At 40.1% G+C, this 23156-nt stretch carries 22 protein-coding genes and 1 pseudogene; 15 read left to right on the top strand and 8 right to left on the bottom strand.

Translation table 11 applies throughout. The features are described from left to right. Window positions 1-150: 150 nt before the first annotated feature. A complete protein-coding gene (locus tag HGO23_RS19760) occupies window positions 151-861 on the bottom strand; it encodes a hypothetical protein (RefSeq protein WP_244967820.1) in 711 nt (236 codons plus the stop codon). 427 nt (window positions 862-1288) lie between these two features. On the opposite strand from HGO23_RS19760, the gene HGO23_RS15065 reads away from it, so the two are divergent. From HGO23_RS15065 to HGO23_RS15030, 8 genes are all read left to right on the top strand, one after another. Then, entirely contained in the window at window positions 1289-2461 is a 1173-nt protein-coding gene (locus tag HGO23_RS15065; protein WP_209027154.1) for a phage tail sheath protein, read from the top strand. 11 nt (window positions 2462-2472) lie between these two features. Continuing rightward, a complete protein-coding gene (locus HGO23_RS15060; protein WP_099136834.1) occupies window positions 2473-2991 on the top strand; it encodes a phage major tail tube protein in 519 nt (172 codons plus the stop codon). A gap of 95 nt (window positions 2992-3086) precedes the next feature. Then, window positions 3087-3404: a phage tail assembly protein gene (locus HGO23_RS15055; protein ID WP_099136833.1), complete on the top strand. Its 318-nt coding sequence runs from the start codon at window positions 3087-3089 to the stop codon at window positions 3402-3404. A 14-nt stretch (window positions 3405-3418) separates the two neighbouring features. Beyond that, the gene (locus tag HGO23_RS15050; protein ID WP_197056368.1) at window positions 3419-3538 is read left to right on the top strand and encodes a GpE family phage tail protein; all 120 of its coding nucleotides are present in this window, start codon (window positions 3419-3421) and stop codon (window positions 3536-3538) included. Further along, window positions 3531-6458, top strand: coding sequence for a phage tail tape measure protein (locus HGO23_RS15045; RefSeq protein WP_209027153.1), 2928 nt, complete (start codon window positions 3531-3533; stop codon window positions 6456-6458). Before HGO23_RS15050 ends, HGO23_RS15045 begins: the two co-directional genes overlap by 8 nt. Next, window positions 6458-6943 (top strand): phage tail protein, encoded by a 486-nt coding sequence (locus tag HGO23_RS15040; protein WP_209027152.1) that lies wholly within the window; start codon window positions 6458-6460, stop codon window positions 6941-6943. Before HGO23_RS15045 ends, HGO23_RS15040 begins: the two co-directional genes overlap by 1 nt. Window positions 6944-6961: 18 nt before the next feature. Continuing rightward, entirely contained in the window at window positions 6962-8398 is a 1437-nt protein-coding gene (locus HGO23_RS15035) for a contractile injection system protein, VgrG/Pvc8 family (protein WP_209027151.1), read from the top strand. An 88-nt stretch (window positions 8399-8486) separates the two neighbouring features. Further along, window positions 8487-8735, top strand: coding sequence for an ogr/Delta-like zinc finger family protein (locus tag HGO23_RS15030; protein ID WP_209027150.1), 249 nt, complete (start codon window positions 8487-8489; stop codon window positions 8733-8735). A gap of 173 nt (window positions 8736-8908) precedes the next feature. Here HGO23_RS15030 and HGO23_RS15025 read toward each other — a convergent pair whose 3' ends face one another. After that, window positions 8909-9136 carry a DUF465 domain-containing protein gene (locus HGO23_RS15025; protein ID WP_099136828.1) on the bottom strand — a complete coding sequence of 76 codons (228 nt, stop codon included), beginning with the start codon at window positions 9134-9136 and terminating at the stop codon, window positions 8909-8911. Between the two features lie 268 nt (window positions 9137-9404). Here HGO23_RS15025 and eco point away from each other — a divergent pair, with 268 nt between their 5' ends. The 3 genes from eco to HGO23_RS15010 all read left to right on the top strand — a co-directional run bounded on the left by eco (window position 9405) and on the right by HGO23_RS15010 (window position 11418). Then, a complete protein-coding gene (eco, locus tag HGO23_RS15020; RefSeq protein WP_099136827.1) occupies window positions 9405-9878 on the top strand; it encodes a serine protease inhibitor ecotin in 474 nt (157 codons plus the stop codon). Window positions 9879-10174: 296 nt separating this feature from the next. Then, complete coding sequence (gene aqpZ, locus HGO23_RS15015) at window positions 10175-10870, top strand: aquaporin Z (RefSeq protein WP_209027149.1); 696 nt, start codon at window positions 10175-10177, stop codon at window positions 10868-10870. Between the two features lie 110 nt (window positions 10871-10980). Beyond that, window positions 10981-11418: a GNAT family N-acetyltransferase gene (locus HGO23_RS15010; RefSeq protein ID WP_099136825.1), complete on the top strand. Its 438-nt coding sequence runs from the start codon at window positions 10981-10983 to the stop codon at window positions 11416-11418. A gap of 244 nt (window positions 11419-11662) precedes the next feature. Here HGO23_RS15010 and HGO23_RS19755 read toward each other — a convergent pair. Beyond that, window positions 11663-11873: pseudogene (locus HGO23_RS19755) on the bottom strand (ATP-dependent Clp protease proteolytic subunit); the annotation flags it as partial. Between the two features lie 620 nt (window positions 11874-12493). Here HGO23_RS19755 and pvcA point away from each other — a divergent pair. From pvcA to HGO23_RS14990, 3 genes are read left to right on the top strand one after another with little or no spacing between them, the layout of a single operon-like run. After that, the gene (gene pvcA, locus HGO23_RS15000) at window positions 12494-13501 is read left to right on the top strand and encodes an L-tyrosine isonitrile synthase (RefSeq protein ID WP_209027148.1); all 1008 of its coding nucleotides are present in this window, start codon (window positions 12494-12496) and stop codon (window positions 13499-13501) included. 57 nt (window positions 13502-13558) lie between these two features. Beyond that, the gene (gene pvcB, locus HGO23_RS14995) at window positions 13559-14446 is read left to right on the top strand and encodes a tyrosine isonitrile desaturase/decarboxylase (protein WP_099136823.1); all 888 of its coding nucleotides are present in this window, start codon (window positions 13559-13561) and stop codon (window positions 14444-14446) included. Between the two features lie 18 nt (window positions 14447-14464). Beyond that, window positions 14465-15745, top strand: a complete 1281-nt coding sequence (locus HGO23_RS14990) for a glycosyltransferase (protein WP_209027147.1) — start codon at window positions 14465-14467, stop codon at window positions 15743-15745. 94 nt (window positions 15746-15839) lie between these two features. Here HGO23_RS14990 and HGO23_RS14985 read toward each other — a convergent pair whose 3' ends face one another. Beyond that, on the bottom strand, window positions 15840-16421 hold the full coding sequence (locus HGO23_RS14985) for a YceI family protein (RefSeq protein ID WP_099136821.1): 582 nt from the start codon (window positions 16419-16421) through the stop codon (window positions 15840-15842). Window positions 16422-16437: 16 nt separating this feature from the next. Further along, window positions 16438-16998 carry a cytochrome b gene (locus HGO23_RS14980; protein WP_099136820.1) on the bottom strand — a complete coding sequence of 187 codons (561 nt, stop codon included), beginning with the start codon at window positions 16996-16998 and terminating at the stop codon, window positions 16438-16440. A gap of 462 nt (window positions 16999-17460) precedes the next feature. Here HGO23_RS14980 and HGO23_RS14975 point away from each other — a divergent pair, with 462 nt between their 5' ends. Beyond that, the gene (locus tag HGO23_RS14975; protein WP_209027146.1) at window positions 17461-18090 is read left to right on the top strand and encodes a glutathione S-transferase family protein; all 630 of its coding nucleotides are present in this window, start codon (window positions 17461-17463) and stop codon (window positions 18088-18090) included. 312 nt (window positions 18091-18402) lie between these two features. Here HGO23_RS14975 and HGO23_RS14970 read toward each other — a convergent pair whose 3' ends face one another. From HGO23_RS14970 to HGO23_RS14960, 3 genes are all read right to left on the bottom strand, one after another. Beyond that, on the bottom strand, window positions 18403-19350 hold the full coding sequence (locus HGO23_RS14970; protein ID WP_209027145.1) for a glycosyltransferase: 948 nt from the start codon (window positions 19348-19350) through the stop codon (window positions 18403-18405). 286 nt (window positions 19351-19636) lie between these two features. Further along, complete coding sequence (locus HGO23_RS14965) at window positions 19637-21523, bottom strand: propionate--CoA ligase (RefSeq protein ID WP_209027144.1); 1887 nt, start codon at window positions 21521-21523, stop codon at window positions 19637-19639. 94 nt (window positions 21524-21617) lie between these two features. After that, window positions 21618-23093, bottom strand: coding sequence for a bifunctional 2-methylcitrate dehydratase/aconitate hydratase (locus HGO23_RS14960; protein WP_209027143.1), 1476 nt, complete (start codon window positions 23091-23093; stop codon window positions 21618-21620). Between the last annotated feature and the right edge of the window lie 63 nt (window positions 23094-23156).

Below are 23156 nucleotides of genomic sequence, written 5' to 3'. Positions count from 1 at the left end.
TAATTGATTATTTTAAAATATAATTCCCCATCTGGTTTTTTTAACCATGAATATGATATTCTTCTATTATATCCATTGATTGTTCTTGTTCTATCCCATTGTATCATTAAGTCTATATCGCCATATTTCCACCAACATTTAAGCTATTTTTTAGCGGTGTTTTTTAATGAATTCTATAATATCATGTGAATAAGGAAATATAGTATCATCGTAATCTTTTCCTAACAGAGGGTCATCAATGGCATAGGATTTCACGACCCATTTCATTTCAAAATTACTCTGAGGCTCCAAAGCACTAGAGATCTCAACTTCATCATCTTTACGAGAATAATGAATATCGGAAAAATTACTTGTTACATGGTAAGTTAAACCGCCACGTAAATAACAACCACTGAATCTTTTGCAATAAACAATATCTCCAGACTTAACCTTTTCATAAAGGGGATATTTACCATCAATTGGCCTTGCAATACTCATCATGCCATAACAAATATTTTTAACGGTCTTACGGTATCTCTGATGAATCCGTTTAATATTCAGGTAATGGGCATCGCCTCCCCACAGATAATCCCCTCCTTCAATCTGCAACAACAACCCAGCAATATGAAATTCACCTTTACTAAATAGGTCTTTTTCTCTGTCTTCAGCATACCAGCGATGAATCGTTAACCACGAGTTTGCTCCATCATTCGATGGGAAATTCCACCATACCGGATAATAACGGTCAGTGCTTAACCCGGTCAGATCTATCGTCATGTTAAAACGCGGTTCACCCTGTACATCTTGTGCATTCAGGGTCACATCTTCCCCCAACGATTTCCCATTTATTTTCCTTGACGTCGGCACCGCATTTTTCGCCATACCCACGGTTTCTGTTAAACCGAGGTTTTTTACAATCCTTAGATCCTTATGATCCTAGCTAAGATCCAATCTCCTATCCCCTGAAAACCAATAAATAGAGGTGAAAATGGCCCAATTTAGCTTGTCAAAAAATAACCAAAAGCTCGAATTACTTGAAATAATATTGAATAGAATAAATTTTAAACCAATTTTGGTCTAAAAATATACTGAAAAAGGTTATTATTTGGTCAATAAAAGGCTGCCCTCACCAAAAACTACTCATTTCTCTCTCCCATCCAAAAACAAATCAAATATAAAATTAACATATTGATTATTAATAAAAATATTAATATAGATTTGTACCTTCCCCCACACACAGCCAATCGAATGATTTCCCCCGTTCAATCCGCCAATATATCAGCACACCTTAACAGGAGAGAACGCTAATATGGCACAAGATTATCATCACGGAGTCCGTGTACAGGAAATTAACGAAGGTACTCGTACCATCACTACCGTTAGCACCGCTATCGTAGGTATGGTTTGTACTGCTCCTGACGCAGACGAAAAAACATTTCCATTAAATACTCCAGTCCTGATTACTGACGTTATGAGCGCCAGTGGTAAGGCTGGAAAAAAAGGCACTTTGTCTGCATCACTAAAAGCAATTGCTGCTCAGGCTTTGCCTGTGACTGTGGTTGTTCGTGTGGCTGAGGGCGAATCTGAAGAAGTAACCGTTTCTAACATCATCGGTGGTGTCACTGATGCAGGTAAGAAAACCGGTATGCAGGCCCTGTTGGCAGCACAAAGCCAACTCGGTGTTAAACCACGCATTCTAGGAGTTCCGGGTCTGGATTCAAAAGCAGTTGCTGTTGAACTGGCAAGTGTTGCCCAGAAACTAAAAGCAATGGCGTATGTCAGCGCTTATGGCTGTAAAAATATCTCAGAAGTGATCAAATATCGCGACAATTTCAATCAGCGTGAGCTGATGCTGATTTGGCCAGATTTCCTGAGTTGGGATACCGTTACCAATAGCGAAGCTATCGCGTTTGCAACCGCTCGTGCTCTGGGTCTGCGCGCCAAAATCGACGAAGAGACTGGCTGGCATAAAACCCTGTCCAACGTTGGTGTCAACGGTGTGACGGGTCTGTCTGCTGATGTCTTCTGGGATTTGCAAGATACCGCGACTGACGCTGATCTGTTGAACAAAAGTGGCGTCACTACACTGATACGCAAAAACGGTTTCCGTTTCTGGGGTTCTCGTACTTGTGCAGATGATCCACTGTTCCAGTTCGAAAGCTACACCCGTACCGCTCAGGTTCTGGCTGATACGATGGCTGAAGCGCACATGTGGGCAATTGATAAACCACTGACCCCATCGCTGGTACGCGACATTCTCGAAGGTATCAATGCTAAGTTCCGCGAACTGAAAGCCGGTGGCTACATCATCGATGGCCGCTGCTGGTATGACGATAAAGCCAACGATAAAGACACCCTGAAAGCAGGCAAACTGACCATCGATTACGACTATACACCTGTACCACCACTGGAAAACATGATGTTACGCCAGCGCATTACAGATAGTTACCTGATGGATTTCGCAAAAAGTATCAATAAATAAGGGGCTAACTGATGGCATTACCTCGCAAACTTAAGTACCTGAACTTGTTCAATGATGGCAACAATTATCAGGGTATTGTGGAAGAGCTAACTCTTCCTAAGCTGAGCCGCAAACTGGAAGCCTACCGAGGCGCCGGTATGAACGGCAGTGCAATGGTTGATCTGGGTCTGGATGAAGGCGCACTGGATGCGGAATTCACTCTGGGTGGCGTTGAAGCTCAACTGTACAAACAGTGGGGCATCGCACAAGTTGATGGTGTTATGTTGCGCTTTGCTGGCTCTTTTGAGCGCGAAGACACGGGTGACGTGGTTGCAGTTGAAGTTGTTATGCGTGGCCGTTTCCAGGAATTCGATCACGGTACTTATAAACAAGGCGACAACACTCAAACCAAAATTACCGCTAAAAATACTTATTTCAAACTGACTTGGAATGGTGAGGAACTGATTGAAATCGACACCGTCAACATGGTTGAGAAAGTGGGCGGAGAAGATCGCCTGGCGCAGCATCGCCGCGCTATCGGTCTTTTTTAATCACTCTTTTATTAACAAATTTAAAACTTATTTCCTGTCTCAATCAGCATATCGCGGCTGAGACAGGTTTTTACTCGGATAAACAAGGTTGAATTATGACTGAAGCACTGAAAACTCAAGATGAAGATCTGCGCACAATCGAATTGGAAGCTCCACTGGCGCGAGGCAACGGAAAAATCACAGAAGTGACGGTACGTAAACCTACCAGTGGCGCGTTGCGCGGTGCTCGTTTACAGGCACTGCTGGAAATGGATGTGGATTCTATGTTGCTGGTTCTGCCACGTGTTACCACTCCTGCATTGACCAAAAATGACCTGATTATGATGTCACCTGGTGATCTGATTAATCTCAGTGTGGAGGTGGTCAATTTTTTGTTGCCGAAGTCGGTCAAGTCCGATTCCCAGAACGATTAACCGTTGATGAACTGGTGGCAGATATTGCCACCGTTTTTCACTGGACTCCGGCAGACACAGATGAAATGTTATTGTCGGAATTATTGGACTGGCGACATCGGGCCATTTTAAGAAGTGGTGCAGAAAATGAGTAATATACAGTCACAGCTTAACAAGGTACTGAGTACTGTTGGTAAGCTGACCAGTTCCTTTAAATCTTTTCAACAGCATCAGAAAAAACTGGTAGGTTCAGTAGATAAAATTTATAACCAGTTTAAAAAACTCAATAAGAGTGTTGAAAAATTAAAACCCATTATAGGTTATGCGCAGGAAACTGCGCGTATGCGGGCCGAACTTAAGGCCTATAATCAAACAATTAAACAATCTTTTTCTGTGCGGCAAAATTCCCCAAAAGTGATACAGGTAAATGCCGCCAGCCAATCAGCTAATGTGGTCCAAATGACCCAGAATGTCCAACAGGAAAATTCATCCAGTAAAAAAAATGAATTTAATCTTGGTGTGACAGGCAATATGACTAACAATTTTAAATTGTTAGATAAATTGGTCATTAATATTAATCCTCAGATAACTATTTTATTTGGCATGCTGAATAAAATTAATGGGGTTTTGAATTTAACTGCTGGTTTTGTAAAAGTCACATTCCAAACATTAATTAGTCATATACAAATATTTGGTAATATCGGTATAAAAGCATTTGACACGTTAAGAATCAGATTAAATATATTTTCCTTGCTGGGGATTCAGGCATTTGTCGAATTAAGGGCCAGTCTGAACTTCTTTGCGCAGTTGGGAGTTAGTGCTTTTATCGAACTAAAAGCCAGTCTGAATACTTTTGCGCAGTTGGGCATTAAGGCTTTGGAGACGCTGAGATCCAGCCTGAATAGGTTTGCAGAATTAGGTAGCCATGCACTGGAAACATTAAAGACCAGCTTGAATGCGTTTGTACAGTTAGGGACTCAGGCTCTGAATAAATTAACATATCCTTTAGATATGTTTGTCCAGTTAGGGATCAAAGCCTTTGAAGAGCTAAAAGCCAGCCTCAATTTCTTTGCTCAATTAGGTATTCAGGCATTGGATAAATTGAAATCCAGCTTGGATACATTTGTGCAGTTGGGACTTAAAGCCTTTGAGGAATTAAAAGCTAGCCTGAACTTTTTTGCACAATTAGGCGTTCAAGCGCTGGATAAATTAAAATCCACACTGGATGCATTTGTGCAGTTGGGGGTTCAGGCGCTGAATAAATTAACGGCCCCACTGGATATATTTGCACAACTGGGTACTCAGGCTGTGGATAAATTAAAATCCACACTGGATGCATTTGTGCAGTTGGGGGTTCAGGCACTGAATAAATTAACAGCCCCACTGGATATATTTGCACAACTGGGTACTCAGGCGTTGGATAAATTAAAATCCACACTGGATGCGTTTGTGCAGTTAGGGGTTCAGGCGCTGAATAAATTAACATCTCCGCTGGATATATTCGCTAAATTGGGTATGCAGGCTCTGGAAGAATTAAAAGCCAGCCTCAATTTCTTTGCACAGCTAGGAGTTCAGGCACTGGATAAATTGAAATCCAGTCTGGATATATTTACCCAGATTGGGGTTCAGGGACTGGAAGAATTAAGAGCCAATCTGAATAGATTTGCGCAAGTCGGTATTCAGGCTATGGAGAATTTAAGAGATGGCTTGAAGGCATTCGCACAATTCGGAACCGAGGCTTTGGAAGCACTAAGAGCTGCCATGGATTTTTTTGGTAAAACCGGGGATAAGGTTTTTGGCTCACTTAATAATGGTGTTGATTTGCTATCTAACAAAGGTAATAAGGATACTTTTGGAAAACAAAGAAGAGGCTTAGGTGCATTAGGGAATATTGGTCAAAAAGTTTTTGGTGTTTTGGGTAATGGCATAAATATTCTGGCAAGTGTTGGTGTAAAAGGCCTGTCTTTTTTAAGTGGTGCTTTCAGCGTGTTAGGTAAGGCAATACTGTTTATTGGCCGGGCTATGATGGCAAACCCAATTTTTGCTGTTATTGGTGTTATCGCAATGGCTGCTATTTATATTTGGCAGAATTGGGAATCATTAGGGCCAAAATTCACTGCTTTATGGGATGGTGTAAAAAATATCTTTGGTATTGCTTGGGAAGGAATTAAAAACCTTGTCAGTACGGCGTGGGAAGGTATTAAGAATTATTTCATGAGTGGTGGGTTAATCGGCATTATTTACCAAAACTGGGACACCATTAAACAAAGTGCCTCAGAAGCCTGGGAGTTTGTTAAGACGATAATAAGTGGGGCTTGGGAATCTGTTAAACAGAGTACATCTGAAATCTGGGAGAGCGTTAAAAAATCAATTTCAGATAAATGGAATGAAATTGTTGCTGATGTTCAGGCTATTCCTGAAAAATTAAAAACGGCTGGGTCAGAAATGATCGATAGTTTGCTAGTTGGTATTCAGGAGAAATGGGAAAACCTGAAAAGTAAGTTTTCCTCAATTACAGATTTTTTTAAATCGTGGTGGTCTGGCGATGATAAAAAGGAAATTGCTGTAAAAACATCGCAGGAAATTACTAAGAACGACACAATACAACAAGCGGCACAAATTACTAAAAGCGACACAACACAACAAGCGGCACAAATTACTCAGCACGATTCAGGAGGATTTATTCCAGCCGGGAAGCTAGGCCTCGTGGGTGAATATGGTCCTGAAATTATCAACGGTCCTGCCAATGTTACCAGTAGAAAAAATACTGCAAAACTGGCTGCTTTGGGGCTTGCCGTCAGCTCAATGTCATTGCCTGCTGCGGCGCAGGATGCCCCGTTGCACGCACAAAGTTTACCTGCTCATGCTTATGAGGAAGTTCAGGCAAAATGGGAGCGGAGCCAGCCACAGCAATACAGTGGCGCAACACCGCAATATAACATCTATGTCTATGGCTCTCAGGGACAGTCCGCACAGGATATCGCCCGAATGGTCAGGCAAGAACTGGAACAACGGGAACGTATGCAGCAAGCCCGCATGCGTAGCTCACTTTCTGACAGAGGAGAAGATTTCTGATGATGGCTGCACTTGGTTTATTTGTTTTTATGTTGAAGACCACGCCATACCAAAGTTTTCAGCATAAACAAAGCTGGAGACATGCCTTTAATAGCCGTGTGGGAGCACGGCCTGCATGGCAGTTTGTTGGCTCAGATAACGATACGATAACGTTATCGGGAGAACTTTATCCTGAACTGACTGGCGGTTCGCTTTCACTGACTGTATTGAAATTGATGGCAGATAGTGGCAAAGCTTGGTCTTTTATTGATGGCAGTGGCTCGATTTACGGCATGTTTGTCATTGAAAGTATTGATGAGACCAAAACCGAATTTATGTCAGACGGGGCGCCCCGCAAGATTAGCTTTACGCTGACTTTACGGCGGGTAGACAACAATCTGTTTGAGATGTTGGGTGATTTGCAGGATCAGCTATCTGACATCAAGGATAATCTATCTAAATCGCTGAATAAGCTTTCTGAGCTTAAAAAGCGGATCAATGGATAAAGTTAAGGAAGTATTCTTATGATAGATTTCAGTCAATTGACACCAAGCACGGATTGGATTCCCAAATTTGATTTGATTATTGGGAAAGCGGGGGCGCCAGCTTTTCGGTTGGAAACCAATAACAAAGATATCACAGGAAAAATTCAGTCGCGTTTAATGTCATTAACACTGACAGATAACCGTGGTTTGGAGTCAGATCAGCTCGATATTGAATTGGATGATGCGGATCACAAACTTATTTTTCCTTCCCGAGGCGATATTTTGACATTGGAACTGGGGTGGCATGGCCACACTTTAACGCCAAAGGGAAAATATGTCGTTGATGAAATTGAACATTCAGGTGCACCTGACCGATTGACTATCCGTGCTCGTAGCGCGGACTTTCGTGGTGATCTGAACGTCAAGCGCGAAGCTTCTTATCATAAACTCACGTTAGAGAACATTGTCAGTACGATTGCTACGAGAAACCAACTGAAATTTCAAGTCAGTAAGGAATTGAAAGGGATCTCTGTGCATATTGATCAAACTAATGAATCTGATGTGAGCTTTTTAACGCGGGTGGCTAAGCAGGAAGGAGCGATTGTTTCAGTTAAAAATGGCGAATTGTTGTTTATTTGTCAGGGAAAAAATAAGACTGTAAGTGGTACACCTATTACTCCTGTTGTGATTACTCGTGAATCAGGGGATAGCCATCGATTCTCTCTGTCTGATCGTGAAGCTTATACTGGTGTGACTGCTCAATGGTGGGACACAGGTACAGCGTCTAAACAGACAGTAACATATCAACGACAGGAGTCGAAAAACACAAAAGTTGATGTCTCCGTTCACTATGAAAGCAGCAAAACTAAGTCATCAACTAAAAGTCATTCTCAGTTAAGCAATAAGCCTTCTAAACATAAGGATAGAGAAAAACTAAAAAATAAAAATTCGGGTGCTATTGACTTGTCGAAAAAAAATCCTAAACCGAAAAAAGGGAAAAAATCTCCTTATGATAAGACTCGTCATACAGGAGGAAATCGGCATGATAAAAATATCCGTAGAGATGAAAGTCATTCCTATGAGGAACAGCAAGAATCTGTGCATGAATCTCATCAAACAACAACGACACAACAACAAACACAAGAATATTTGCAGGGAACAGCGGAGAATATACTGACACTTTCGCGGGTCTATCACAACAAAGCAGATGCAGAACGTGCTGCCAAAGCAGCCTGGGAAAAAATTCAACGAGGTACAGCGCAGTTTTCTATCACTTTGGCTAGAGGACGTGCTGACATCTATCCTGAAACACCTGTTCAGATTAGAGGGTTTAAACCACAGATAGATGGAACTGATTGGACGATAGTTAAAGTGACTCACAATCTCAATGACAGTGGTTTCACAACATCTTTAGATCTTGAGATTAAGCTTGATGAAATAGAAATCAAACCAGAGGATACCAAAATAAACGCTTGATCTCAATATGAGAACTTTGGTATATTGTTCACCAGACGAGATGGTGTTATTTCATTAAAAACAATGCTTTCAAGAAAGGTGAACAATTATGATTAAGTGTCCTCTGTGTGGTCAGTCAGCGCATACTCGTAGCAGCTTCGAGCATTCCAGCCAAACAAAGGAGCGTTATAACCAATGCCAGAATGTCAATTGTGGGGCAACGTTCGTCAGCCATGAAACGTTTGTGCGCTTTATCTCTAAGCCGGGGGAAGTTGAAAGTGTTATGCCACATCCAAGGGTAAAAACGAAAAGACAACCTCGCCAGAAAGCTATTGCACAATCCGCTGTAAACCAATAAATAATGAAGAAACCTTGCTCCAGTTTTGCCACCTTTATGGTGGCTTTTTTATGGATGTTTAACAATAATGGGTTCTTGAATTGAGAACCTTGTGGAAGGGGAATCGTAATTAAAATTAGCGCTTTCATGAGACGCCCGCTTTTCAGCGTAGCAGGCGTCAGTCTATGGCAGAGTTACTTCTGAGATTCTGCCTGTAGGATCCTTTGCATTTCATCCTTTATATGTAATTTTTCTTTTTTTAATCGCACAACTTTTTCGTTATAGCCAGCTCCGTTCGGGCCTTCAAGTTGCGATATCTCGTGGTCAAGGCGGTTATGTTTTTCAAACAGGGATTGGAAACGGGGGTGAGATTCTTTCAGGTTAGATACTAAAGATACTAAATTGTGATCTTCTGGAAACATGGGACCTCCTATACGAAGTTTGCTACCACATTATGAGTGTAGCAGCCCATTGTAATACCAGATTTGAGAAATATCACATAAAAAATATTTTGTAGAAACTATGTATCTTTATGATTATTAATGAAAATTTATTTTATATTCGGAAAGAATGACTTTCCCTCAAAGGAATAGTGGTAAAAATCAGTGCTTTGCCAAAAAAGCATAATTTCTTTAGGGACTTTCGCTGTTATGATTCTCTTGCATTGTTAAACATATCAAGAGGTGAAAAATGAAAAAATATCTACTTGCTTTAGCTGCTATGGCTGTTTCTGTTTATGCTCAGGCTGATAAACTTGAAAATGTAGCTCCTTATCCTGAAGCTTCAAAGGGTATGGTTCGCAGTGTGATTACATTAGCACCTGAAAAGAACGAAAATAATTATATGGTAGAGTTGATAATTGGTAAGGATATGCTGGTGGATTGCAATCATCACTCATTTGGTGGCAAGCTTGAAACGAAAATCTTGGAAGGGTGGGGATATAATTATTACGTTCTGGATAAAGTCGTGGGTCCTATTTCAACCAAGATGGCATGTCCTGATGACAAGAAAACCATGAAGTTCGTTCAGGTGAATTTAGGAAAAGATGCAGCTGTACGTTATAACAGTAAATTACCAATTGTAGTATATACACCAGATACCATAAAAGTGAAATACCGCATTTGGCAGGCGTCAGGTAAGGTTAATAACGCGGTAGAGAAATAAATCATTAATTAAGTAAATCAGCAACCTGAGTTTATTATTATTTAAACTCAGGTTGTTATGTATTTAATATGATCGTTGTGTACCTCAGATTAATTTATTCATCATGGTAAATGACTTATTGCCTACTTTTCATTAGGTTCAGATATCTTCTATCTGGATAATTATAAAATCATTATTCGTAATATTTTTCTGTCACTTATTCTCTGCTGACAGTTCCTTGAACATACTTAAAAATACTAACTAAACTTTGTTTGGATTCTTTTGCATTCATGAAAATATTATTGAGGATTAATAGAATGCTTAAAAAATTATCAGCAGAGTTCTTCGGAACTTTTTGGTTAGTGTTTGGAGGATGTGGAAGCGCTGTTTTAGCTGCGGCATTTCCATTGCTGGGGATCGGTTTTGTGGGAGTATCTCTGGCTTTTGGTTTAACTGTTGTGACAATGGCATATGCTGTCGGTCATATTTCTGGAGGGCACTTTAATCCGGCTGTGACATTGGGGTTATTTGCTGGTGGGCGTATTTCAGCTAAAGACGTTATTCTTTATATTATTGTTCAGGTAATTGGAGGGATTGCAGCCGCAGCGGTACTTTATCTGATTGCCAGTGGTCAAAGTGGCTTTAATGCAACAGAGAGTGGATTTGCATCCAACGGTTATGGGGAGCACTCCCCCGGAGGATTTTCATTACAATCTGCAATTATCATTGAATTGGTATTAACGGCATTTTTCTTGATCGTGATTTTTGGAGCAACAGATAAAAATGCACCGACGAAGTTCGCGCCATTGGCAATTGGTTTGGCATTAACTCTGATCCATTTAATTAGCATACCTGTGACAAATACATCAGTTAACCCTGCAAGAAGTACAGCAGTTGCGATTTTTCAGGGAACCTGGGCTATAGAGCAGCTATGGTTATTCTGGTTGGTTCCATTAATTGGGGGGATTATTGGTGGTTTGGTATATCGCGGGTTATTACAAAAAAATGAATAAATCATGGAGATTTTCATATTTTGAAATGCCACACAATTGTGTGGCTTTCTTTTAAGTGTTTTTGTGCTAATTTTTTTAGCACAGCTAATTTTTCTGAAAAGTAAAAGAAGATGAAAGAAGCGATAGAGTGGAGACGTGACGAATATTGGATCACAACGGATAAAAATAAAATTGATGTGAAATTTGTTCATAGTAATCTCACGCAATTATTTTGGGCACGTGGAATTGAATTTGAAAAAGTGAAAGTCGCATTAGAAAATAGTTTATGTTTTGTATTATTTCATCGCGATAAAGAAATTGGATTTGCCAGATTAATAACTGATTTTTCCATGTTTTCTTATATTTCAGATGTATTTATTATCGATGAGTATCAGAAGAAAGGATTAGGACGTTGGCTAATAGAGTGTATTTTACAACATCCTGCTATTACTCAAGTAAAACACGTGTCATTAGTAACTTCCAATGCGGGTTGGCTTTATAAAAAACTTGGATTTGAGCCTGTTACAGAGAAAGATTTTGTATGGACGTTGGAGAAAATCCAAGAATAATAACTTTGTTAAATCAGTATTGTTAATGCCAGGCTGTTAATTTTTTGGGATTGTGCATGAATCAAATATCACTGATATGATCTTCTCTGATATAAGTTGAAATCACTGAGACAATAAGCCCTGGTTTACGTTGATAAGCGTTCTTTGAGCTGAAGATTTTGCTCAGGCTTTTTTCCATATTTACATTAGAATATAAAGTAATTATACCCAATGGATTTCAAGTTGCGTCGTGGCGGCAAGGAAAAGTAATGCCTGCGCTGGCAACCCAACCTGTGCCAATCATGAACACTTCTGGCTTAATAAATTTGAATATATCATGCAGAGTATCTCCGGATTCAACGTGTTCCCCCTGGCTGTTATAGTTGATTTATTTCACCTGATATTATAACGGATCGTGATTTAAGTGGTTGATCGTAAAAAAAGTGACGTATAGGTATTATTTTTCTCTGGTTTATTTCTGAGAGTATTATATGTCATTTTCTTCTCACTTAATTAATATTGTTAACAGTAGTAAATAATATAGACTATAAAAACTTTTGTGCTGTAAAGAACATTAAATCGATAAATTAAAATTTCTAATTTATTTGGTTATGTGAATATTTTTTCATTAAATTTTTTTTGGTAAATTTTTCTCTTCTGTATCTCTTTTTCATAAGATATTAACTGATAATATTATTGTGTATATGCACATGTAATAAAAAAAATCATATACAATAAATATTATTATTTATGTATTATATGGCTGTCATGTATGATTAATGTTAATGGGATGTTACTTTGTTTATTTTTATTGAGGAGGTTAATTATAATACTTTCGACAAGCTTAAGTTTGTCGCTTTTTTATTATTTATATGGTTTTATCGGCATAACTTATTGTTTGGTTAAATTATTTTAATATTCCTGGGTTTTGGAGTTTTTATATTTTAAAAAATTATAACCTTATAACTTTTCAACTCTGTTTTTGAGTTTTTTATTGTGTTATATCAAATAATATCATTAGTAAATATCTAATACAGATATTCTGTAGGTAGGAATTATTTGTATTGAAGTAAATATAATAAGCTAGGAATGAATTATGGAATACTTTGATATAGAAAAGGTGTCAGAAAAAATCTTGCATGAATTATTGCAATATCGACGTCGTTTTCCAACATCTGAACATACGATTGAATATGAGGAAAAGTATGTTGCTGAGGTTCAGTTACCACGTATTCGTGCATTTGTTGAACAAGGCAAAACGATTAAATGTATCCTGCCTGCGTTTCCGACAAAATCACCAAATCCCCGTAAGGTGTTGGGAACTATGCCTGATATGGCAGAAAAATTATCGCTGATTTTTTTGAATTCTTTATGTCAACGTATTCAGCTTTATTACCCACCAGGAGCGCATATTGTTATTTGTTCTGATGGGCATGTATTTAGTGATCTGATACGGGTCAATGACGAAATTGTTACCCATTACCAATTGGAAATTGAGAAACTGTTACATGAATTGGGAGCGACTAATCTCTCGGTATTTAATCTCGGCAATGTTGAGTCATTAACTCAATATACCAACAATTACGATCAACTACGTGAATTGCTGGTCAGTAACTATGCTTATTCCACCGAGGAGATTAAAGCCATACTGAAAGAAAGCGGAGAGGGTATCCAATTATATCGGGCTATTACTCGTTTTCTTTATGAAGATAGCTTATTACCTGAATATACCGGTTCTAAAAATGCTTTGCAGAAAGATGCCCGCCAACGTTCTGTTGGAGTGATCCAACGTAGCTGGGCTTGGGGAAGTCTGCTGTCAGAGCAATTCCCTGAAGCCATCCGTCTTTCTATCCATCCCCAACCTATAGACAACATTAAAATCGGTATTCATATGATGCCTACCCGAGATGACTGGTTGACTCCGTGGCATGGTGTTGCGGCCAATATCAATGGTCAGTTTGTGCTGATGAAAAGTGATGAAGTGAAAAAAATGCAGGGCAAATTGGTCGAAATCCGTGGTATTCCCAGCCATTATCTGATCGAAGGTTTACCTAAAATAAATCAACAGGATGTATCTCTGGTGACTACATTACAGAACGAGTAAACCGCTTAGGAAGACTCCTATCCCCCACCGTTATACTGCACTTTGAGAGAAAGCAATATGTATACAGACAAACTCGATTGTCATATTGAACCGATTACCCCTTTTGGTGTGATGATTACGCCAAATTGGCCTGAGCAGGATGTGGCCACGCTACCCGTTGATATTTTACGTGAGTTAGCTCGTACTCATTTACTGGTTATATTGCGCGGTTTTTCTTCCGGTTTTACAGATCCAGAAAGGTTAACTGAATATTCTCGCCGTTGGGGAGAAATCATGATGTGGCCTTTTGGTGCTGTACTGGATGTGATGGAACATCAGGATCCTTCTGACCATGTATTGGATAGTACCGAAATACCACTGCATTGGGATGGGATGTATAGAGAAACTATTCCTGAATTTCAGATATTCCACTGCGTTTCAGCACCAGAGGCAACTCAGGGCGGCCGAACCACATTTGTTAATACTGAACAGCTGATCCTTGATGCCAGTGAAGATGAACGCCATAGCTGGAGAAATACCATAATAACTTATCGCACAAGCCGGGTAACACATTATGGCGGTAAGGTAGTATCTCCACTGGTTTGCCTTCATCCTGATGGTGAGAAATGGGTAATGCGTTACAACGAACCGATGGCGGTTGACAGTGAAAAATATTCTGATCATCACGCAGTGGAATTTGCCGGTTTTTCATCAGAGCAACAGAAGATTTTGGAAAAAGAATTGAAGAGCAGGCTTTATGAGCCGCGCTATTTCTTTGCTCATCAGTGGCAAACGGGTGATATTGCTATTAGTGATAACTTTACTTTACTGCATGGCAGGGAGTCTTTTGTTACCCGTTCATCCCGCCATCTCCAAAGGGTACATATTCATGGAGCACCAATATGTAATAACACCAGCTTTAAGACTATTTCCACCCCGCATTCAAGTACTGAAGCAGTAGGTTAGTTGAAGGAGATTTGATTTATGGCACGTATTGTTTTGGCAGCAATTGCAACTCCAGGGCATGTTTTTCCCATTTGTTCCATTGCCAGACATTTAATAGAACAGGGACATGATGTAACAATATTCAGTGGTTCTCTTTTTCGGCAGCAGTCGGAAGCACTGGGGGCGAGTTTTGTTGCTTTTGATTCGAGGGTGGATGTTGATTACCGTTATTTGGAAGAAACGTTTCCTGAACGTGGGCAGCATCCGCCGGGAAATGCCCAGACGTCGTTTGCCCTTAAGCAATTTTTTGCGGGGCCGATCCCTGTGCTGTACCCTCAATTGCAACAACTGGTTGCAGATGCTGATTTGCTGATTGTTGACAATACGTTCTATGCTGTATTGCCCTTATTGCAGAAGCCTGCTCATGAACGCATTCCTGTCATGGTGATTGGGGTAAGTCCACTGTTATTGTCATCTCGGGATGCTGTATTCTGGGGAGCACGTATACCGCCCGAATTGCTTCCTGCTGATTTAAAACGTGAGCAGCTGGTGGATGAGGAAACACAAGAGCTGGTTGCGCAGGTACGGGAAGCCTTTAATACAGCTTTGGCAGCAGTGAATGCTCCTTCACTGACACAGGATCACAATGATGTCATTTTGAAACAATCTGATCGTTTCCTGCAATTGGCAATTCAGTCGTTTGAATTTCCGCGTGATGATCTACCGGAAACAGTGGATTTTATTGGTGCACTGAAAGTTGATGTACAGGATGATAAAAAAGAGCTGGAATGGCCTGATGAAAGTTTACCTCTCATACTGGTTACTCAAGGTACATTGGCGAATGTCGATTTCAATCAGTTAATTATACCGACTTTGCGCGCATTAGCTAATTTACCAGTACGCGTTTTGGCTATCACCGCAGGAAGACCGACTGAAATGTTGGGAGAATCAATACCGGACAATGTCAGAGTGGTGGAATATCTTAACTTTGAGTATTGGCTTCCTCGTTCAGCAATTTTTATCACTAATGGTGGATATGGTTCTCTCAATGCAGCAATTCGTCATGGTGTACCTATGGTTGTGGCTGGAACGGGAGATGGTAAGCTGGAAGCGGTTGCCCGTGTAATTTGGGCACGCTGTGGTATCAGCCTGAATACAGATACACCGAGTGAACGACAGCTCTACCAGGCAGTCACACGGATACTTTCTTCTCCTGAATGGCATCAGCAGGCGCAGAAACTTAAGGCAGATTATGCTGCTCATAACGCTTTGGAATCTATTACATTCCATGTTAACGAATTGCTTGCACAATCGGTTTAAGTAGCGATAGAAATCATGGTTCAGTTTCAAGTTGCAGACAACAAATCTGCAACTTGAAAAACGAAAAGGATAAGGGAAATGATTTTGAAAAGTATCAGGCTTTTTCTCGAATACCTTCTAACGAAATATTCAGTTCAACTTCCTGAGATTTTGGCCCTAAATCAGTTTTAATATTAAAATCTTTCAATTTAAGTTTCCCGTTAGCTTCAAAGCCTGCACGATACCCTCCCCACGGATCTTTACCTTCGCCCATTATCCTCGCTTGCAGCGTTACTGGTTTAGTCACACCATTCAATGTCAGATTACCGGTAATTTTGTAGTGCTCTCCCTCTTTCTCCACCTTGGTTGAAGTAAATTTGGCTTCTGGATGTTTTGTGGTATTTAAGAAATCAGCACTGCGTAAGTGCTTATCGCGCTCAGCATGGTTTGTATCTACGCTATCCGTTTTAATAACAACACTGACCTTATCGGTTGTTGGATTGTTTGCATCGAAAGTAAAATCACCATCAAATTTTTTAAAGCTACCGTAAAGCCAGCTCATACCTAAATGTTGGATACGAAACTTGATAAAGGCGTGTTGGCCAGCAGTATCAATTTTATAATTGGCAGCGATTGCTGAGCCTGCACTCATCAATAAAGCACCTGCTGTCAGGCAGATTAGCGTTTTTTTCAACATATTGATTCTCCATAATTTATTTTGAGTTGGGTGGGAACCCAAACATTCTTTTTAGCGTACTATCACGGTCAATAAAGTGATGCTTCAGAGCTGCAAGCCCATGTAATAGTGAAAGCACAACGACCAGCCAGGCAAGATAGAGGTGGATAATACCGGCTGTATCTGCTTGTACTCCTTGTTTTGCCAGTGTGGCGGGGATATCAAACCATCCAAAAACACTGATAGTTTGACCATCAGCTGTGGAGATAAAATAACCGCTGAATAAAATGCCAAACAGGGCGATACCAAGAGTGAACTGAACCAATTTTGAACTGATCCGCGTAAGTTGGCTGTAACTATTCAGGGGCTTGGGGGGAGGAGAAATAAATCGCCAGATAACGCGAATGACCATAATAATAAAGATTAAAAAACCGATGCTTTTATGAAGATTGGGAGCTCGATGATACCAGGCATCGTAATAACTTAATGTGACCATCCATAAACCTAGTGCGAACATTCCATAAACAGCAAGCGCAATTAACCAGTGGATCAAAACAGAGATATGACCAAATTGCTTGGAAGTGTTTTTTAACAACATATTGTTTCCTTATTTTTGAACACTTACACAATATAATCTTTTAACATAGATAATAAACAGAAATGAAAAAAGATGAACATCATAATAGATGGAAGTTTAGTATTATTTTTGTGAATCTTCGCCAAATAATTTGTTTAAGAATATCAAAATTTATCAATAATAGAGTTGGCTGGCGTATTTTTGATGGAATAAAAAATACATTAACTTAATTAAAAATGGGTTGAAAAATTATTTTTCACTTTAGGGATGTAGTTAAATAATTAAAGAGTTTATAAAGATATAACATATGTGATTATTTCATATGTGAAAATAAATAATGTTAATTTATATATTTATTTACTCATATGGTTAGAAATTGTAATGTTCCATGTGCAATATTTCATCACCATACCCAATATATTTCTAATTTCAGCCAATAAAGCAGTAAATTGAAATATGAAGGGGCTAACAGAGAGAAATAAAATGTATACATTATGGATAGCTAATAAAAACTACTCTTCCTGGTCACTACGGCCGTGGATTTTACTCAAAGCCCTAAATATTCCTTTCAATGAGCGGTTGAGTTACTTTGAGGATGGTGAAAGTAGTCATGAGAAATTCAAAGTATTCTCGCCTTCTGGTCTTGTCCCTTGTTTGGTGGATGGTGATACTACAGTTTGGGATTCATTGGCTATTGCTGAATATATTGCGGAGGATCATATACAGGTATGGCCAAAAGATCGTATTGCCAGAGCATGGGCAAGGAGTGCCGCGGCAGAAATGCACTCTGGTTTTACGACATTGCGCCAGATGTGCGCAATGAATTGCACAAATACGCTCAAATTAGAAAAAATAACTCCTGAATTACAGAATGATCTTGATCGTCTTGATGCAGTTTGGACTGAAGGGTTAACCAAATTTGGTGGTAAATGGCTGGCGGGAGATTCGTTTACAGCAGTAGATGCCTTTTTTGCTCCGGTGGCCTTCCGTACCCGGACTTACGGGTTAATATTTTCTGCTACCAGTCAGGCATGGATTGATCGCATGCTTAATCATCCTGCGATGATAGAGTGGGTGGAAGCAGCAGCAAAAGAGCCTGCAATAGCGCATTAATTACAGTTAGTTCACCTTTTGGCAGTGGCAGAATTTTTGAACGGGGTACGTAATATACGTGCTCTGGTTCAAAACGTAACGCGAATCAAAAGGGCAAAAAAAAGCTCCGCATTGGCACGGAGCAGGAATGGGTAAAAGTAGCTGGGAAAATGTAGTACAAAAGCATAGTAATACTGTTCTGCTAAACATCGATTAAACAAAAGCTAAAATGAGATGACCAGAGACAACATCAATTATGGTTGTATTGTAACCCTCTTTTTTTATTCATTTTTATCGTTAAAGTTTCAAATAACCTATTCTGATTGATTTGCTCTAACGTGATATTAATTTGTGAAAGTAAAACTTAATGGATCGAGAAAATTTTTTGGAATTTTGATTGTTGTTATAAACTTCTTGTATTAAACGAAACCATTTTTGGGCAGTCGATTCGCGGGTATATTCTGCAAATCTTCTTTTTCCATTTGATATCATTGATAAGTATAAATTTGGCTGATTTCTCAATTTATCCACTGCATCTATAAATTTTTCAGGAGTTTTTGCTATCAAATAATCTAACTCACTTAGCTTTATTGCTCTCATTGAGGGTTCATCATCGCAAATGACAGGGCAACCAGCATTCCATGCATTGATGAGCTTACTGGCTGGTTTTCTTATGATATTTGTGTGATCGTGCCTAAAACTTATAGCAATATCTATATTGCTATAATCAGTCCAATCTTTGATCGATTTTATAAAATTAATTTCTCTTGAATTTAACTCTTTTTCTAATGTTTTATCTGAAAAAAAATCGGGTAATGCATCTTCATGCCCAAAAAAGCCAATGGTTTTTATTTCGCCATTATTTTTTGCTCTTGGTTTTAATCCTGGCTGAGGCCAATGCGGGATGAAAATTTTTCCATTCTTAGCCTGTAGGGGATTTTGCACAATCACATAATCAGCACCGTGAACTGATGGGCGATCTGCCTGGCAAACTATAGTATTTCCTCTCCATGGTTTAGTCTTAGAACTAAAGTTATCATAGTGTAGTATATTAATGGCATTATCTTGGGCTTTATTGGTTAATCTAATGTCTAGACAATCTCCATAATAATAATTAAGGTTAATTAAAGTTTGCATGACCCAACAAGATTTTCCTTTACGATAATATCTTTCTGAGAGGCTGTCGAGATCTGTTTTCCTATTTATTATATATTGAAAATCGTAAGCATATTTTTCTATGAAATTTTTATCTGAAATGCCATTGATAATGATTTTATTCATGCTATTCTATATCTTTAGTTTTAAAATTTATAAAATATAGCATAATATATATGATATATTCAATGAATATCGGTTTTTATTAAAGCGATAAATGAAAGTAGCCAGCAAAGGAATCGGTTTTGAAGATAGAATGTATATTTATTATAGTAAAGTTTTATCTTTTGTGGTGTTTTAAATCAGAAAATAGCAGCTTTATTATTTGTGACAGAAAAGAGGTAAATATCACACTTCCTGCCACAAAATAAGTCGGTTATTGGAATGAACTTCACTTTTATTTAATCCATTTTTAATGAGAAACCGCATCTCGTATTACGTCCAGTGAAGCAGGGTTTTCAATTAAAGCAATGTCACTGGGTTCACGACCTTCACAAATGGCCTGCATAGTGCGGCGTAACATTTTGCCTGAACGTGTTTTTGGCAATTGTGTGACAAAATAGATACGTGCCGGACGTCCAACACTGCCAATTTTCTTATCGACCAGACTCATCAGTGATTTTTCCAAAGTTGCAAAATGGTCAGTGCTCTGGATTTCACGCCCTTCTTTGAGGATGACAAAGGAAACTGCGGCCTGACCTTTTATATCATCTTTGATACCGATAACTGCGACTTCAGCAACATCTTCATGGCTGGCGATACACTCTTCGATTTCCCGGGTTCCCAGACGATGCCCCGAAACATTAATCACGTCATCTGAACGCCCCAGAATAAAGTAGTAACCATCACGATCCCGGATCCCCCAATCGAAAGTGGAGTAAACTTGCTGATCAAAATGCTTCCAGTAAGTATTCACAAAACGGTTATCATCACTATAAATAGTTTGGATACATCCGGGAGGCAAAGGGCCTTTGATGACCAACATGCCTTTTTCGTTGTCACCACACTCCTGTCCGGTCAATTCATTTATCAATTTGACGTTAAAACCATACATCGGGAATCCCGTACTGCCAAAACGACTTGGTCTGTCATCCAGTGCTCGTGCTATCGTCATAATTGGCCAGCCCGTTTCTGTTTGCCAGTAATTGTCAATCACAGGTACGTTAATGGTTTCAGTAATCCAACGTGCAGTGTGCTCATCAAGTGGTTCGCCTGCCAGATAGAGTGTTTCAAGAGAAGAGATATCGTATTGAGAGAGATTATCTATAGGATATTTTTTCAGAACACGAATGGCTGTTGGTGCGGAAAACATCCTGTTGACCCGGTATTTTTCCACAATTTGCCACCAAATGCTGGCATCTGGCCGGATGGGTAAACCTTCATACATAATGGTTGCCATACCCGCGATCAGCGGAGCGTACACGATATAGGAATGTCCTACGATCCAACCGATATCTGATGTACAAAAGAATACACCACCGGCTTTACCGCCAAAAATAATCTCCATTGAAGTTGCCAGTGCTACTGCATAACCGCCAACATCACGTTGTACCCCTTTGGGTGTTCCTGTTGTCCCTGATGTATAGAGAACACAAGAAATTTCATTGGATTCCAGCCATGTTACCGGAACCTTTGCATCCAGATATGATTGCCTCAAGGTGGCAAAATCCACATCCCGGTTTCTGACCCAATTTATCTCAGCCAGGCCTCGGTTGACCATTAATACATGACGTGGTGTATGTGCTGCCAATTCAATGGCTTCATCCAGTAATGGCTTGTAGGGAATGATTTTTCCTCCACGGGATCCCGCATCAGCAGAAACGACCAATACTGGCTCAGCATTATCTAATCGGGTAGCGAGGCTATGGGCGGCAAAACCGCCAAAAACCACCGAGTGGATAGCACCGATACGGGCGCAGGCAAGTAAGATAAATAAGGCTTCTGCCACCATCGGCATATAAATCACAACAAGATCGCCTTTTTTGACGCCAAGAGAAAGCATGATAGCGGCGGCCTGGTTAACTTCCTGATGTAACTCTTGGTAAGTGAAGACTTGTTCAGTATTCGTTTCTGTTGAAATCGCAATCAGCGCTTTAGCATCAGGTTGTCTTTCCAGCCAGCGATCCAAAGCGTTGTAACATAAATTGGTCTTTCCCCCGCAAAACCAGCGAGCAAAAGGAGGATTACTGTGATCCAGTGCTTGTTCAAAAGGGTGTTGCCAATGAATTCGTTTAGCTTGTTCTGCCCAGAAGGTGTTGGGTTCATCAATCGAACGCTGGTAAAAATCTTGGAATGACATAATTTCTCCTAACGCAATATTTTCCTAACATAATATTTTCATAACATAATGTAAGGATAGCGGTTCCTGAAATGAGAACCGCTAAATAGGCAGATTAAACAACGTACAAATCAAGATATTCGTTTACCGGGATGTCTTTGATATCGTTAAGTTCAAGGGATACTGACAGTATTTTTTGTTGCTGTTCTGCTGAGAAGCGCCGAGCCAGATTGGTCTTGAATTTTTCCAGCAAAGCGGGGACACCATCGGCACGGCGTCGTCTATGCCCGATTGGGAACTCTATTATGACTTCATCAAGCTGGCTGTCATCGTTGAAGGAGATAGTCAGAGCATTGGCAATAGAGCGTTTTTCCGGGTCATGATAATCCTTCGTGAAATCAGGATTTTCAACACAGACTATTTTTTCCCGTAAGGCATCAATACGCGGCTCTTGGGCGACATCATCTTCATAATCCGCAGCGGTGAGACGACCAAACAGCAATGGAATGGCAACCATATATTGAATGCAGTGATCTCTGTCGGCCGGGTTATGTAACGGGCCTTGTTTATCGATAATGCGGATACAAGCCTGATGGGTACGAATAGTGATTTTGGCGATATCTTCGACATTTTTGCCAAGTTCTTTCAACTGATTATGCAGTTGCATGGCGGCTTCAATCGCAGTTTGTGCATGAAACTCAGCGGGGAAAGAAACCTTGAACAGTATGTTTTCCATCACATAGCTGCCATAGGGACGTTGAAATTGAAATGGCTCGCCGTTGAACAAGACATCATAAAATCCCCAGGTTTTAGCCGTTAATACAGAGGGGTAACCCATCTCACCTTTTTGTGCCATCAGAGCCAGACGCACAGCACGGGAAGTTGCATCTCCTGCTGCCCAGGATTTGCGGGAACCTGTATTGGGAGCATGACGATAAGTTCTTAAGGATTGACCGTCTACCCAAGCGAGTGAAACGGCACTTAATATCTGTTCACGATCCAGCCCTGACATTTGAGCAACTACAGCGGTTGAAGCAATTTTGACCAGAACAACGTGATCCAGCCCGACTTTATTGAAAGCATTCTCCAGTGCCAAACAACCCTGGATCTCGTATGCCTTAATCATGGCGGCGAATACATCCCACATAGTAAGTGGCCGTTCCCCACGAGCTACAGCATTTCTTGACAGCCAGTCAGCGACAGCAAGTATTCCGCCAATATTGTCAGACGGATGTCCCCATTCAGCAGCCAGCCAGGTATCGTTGAAATCCAGCCAGCGGATAAGAGTACCTATATTGAACGCTGCCTGTACCGGATCAAGCTCGAACTGAGTACCCGGCACCCGTGCGCCATTGGGGACAACCGTACCGGATACAATCGGCCCCAATAATTTAGTACAGGCGGGATACTCCAATGCTTCTAATCCACAGCCTAATGCATCTAAAAATGTGTGTTGAGCTGTGACATAGGCAATAGGGGAAACGATGATGTAATCCATGACATAATCCACGATATCTACAATCACCTGATCGTATTCGGGACGATCATTAACAACGGGAGTTAGTGTAGAAGCAGGAATAGAGGTAGACATAATCAATCCTTTTTGAAAAATTGTATGTAAGGTACGAATTAGTACTATTTAAAAGGCACTTAT

Origin of the sequence: Xenorhabdus budapestensis (assembly GCF_017743015.1) — a bacterium.
In the GTDB taxonomy this organism is placed as follows: domain Bacteria; phylum Pseudomonadota; class Gammaproteobacteria; order Enterobacterales; family Enterobacteriaceae; genus Xenorhabdus; species Xenorhabdus budapestensis.
This window is presented reverse-complemented; position numbering and strand designations above follow the sequence as displayed.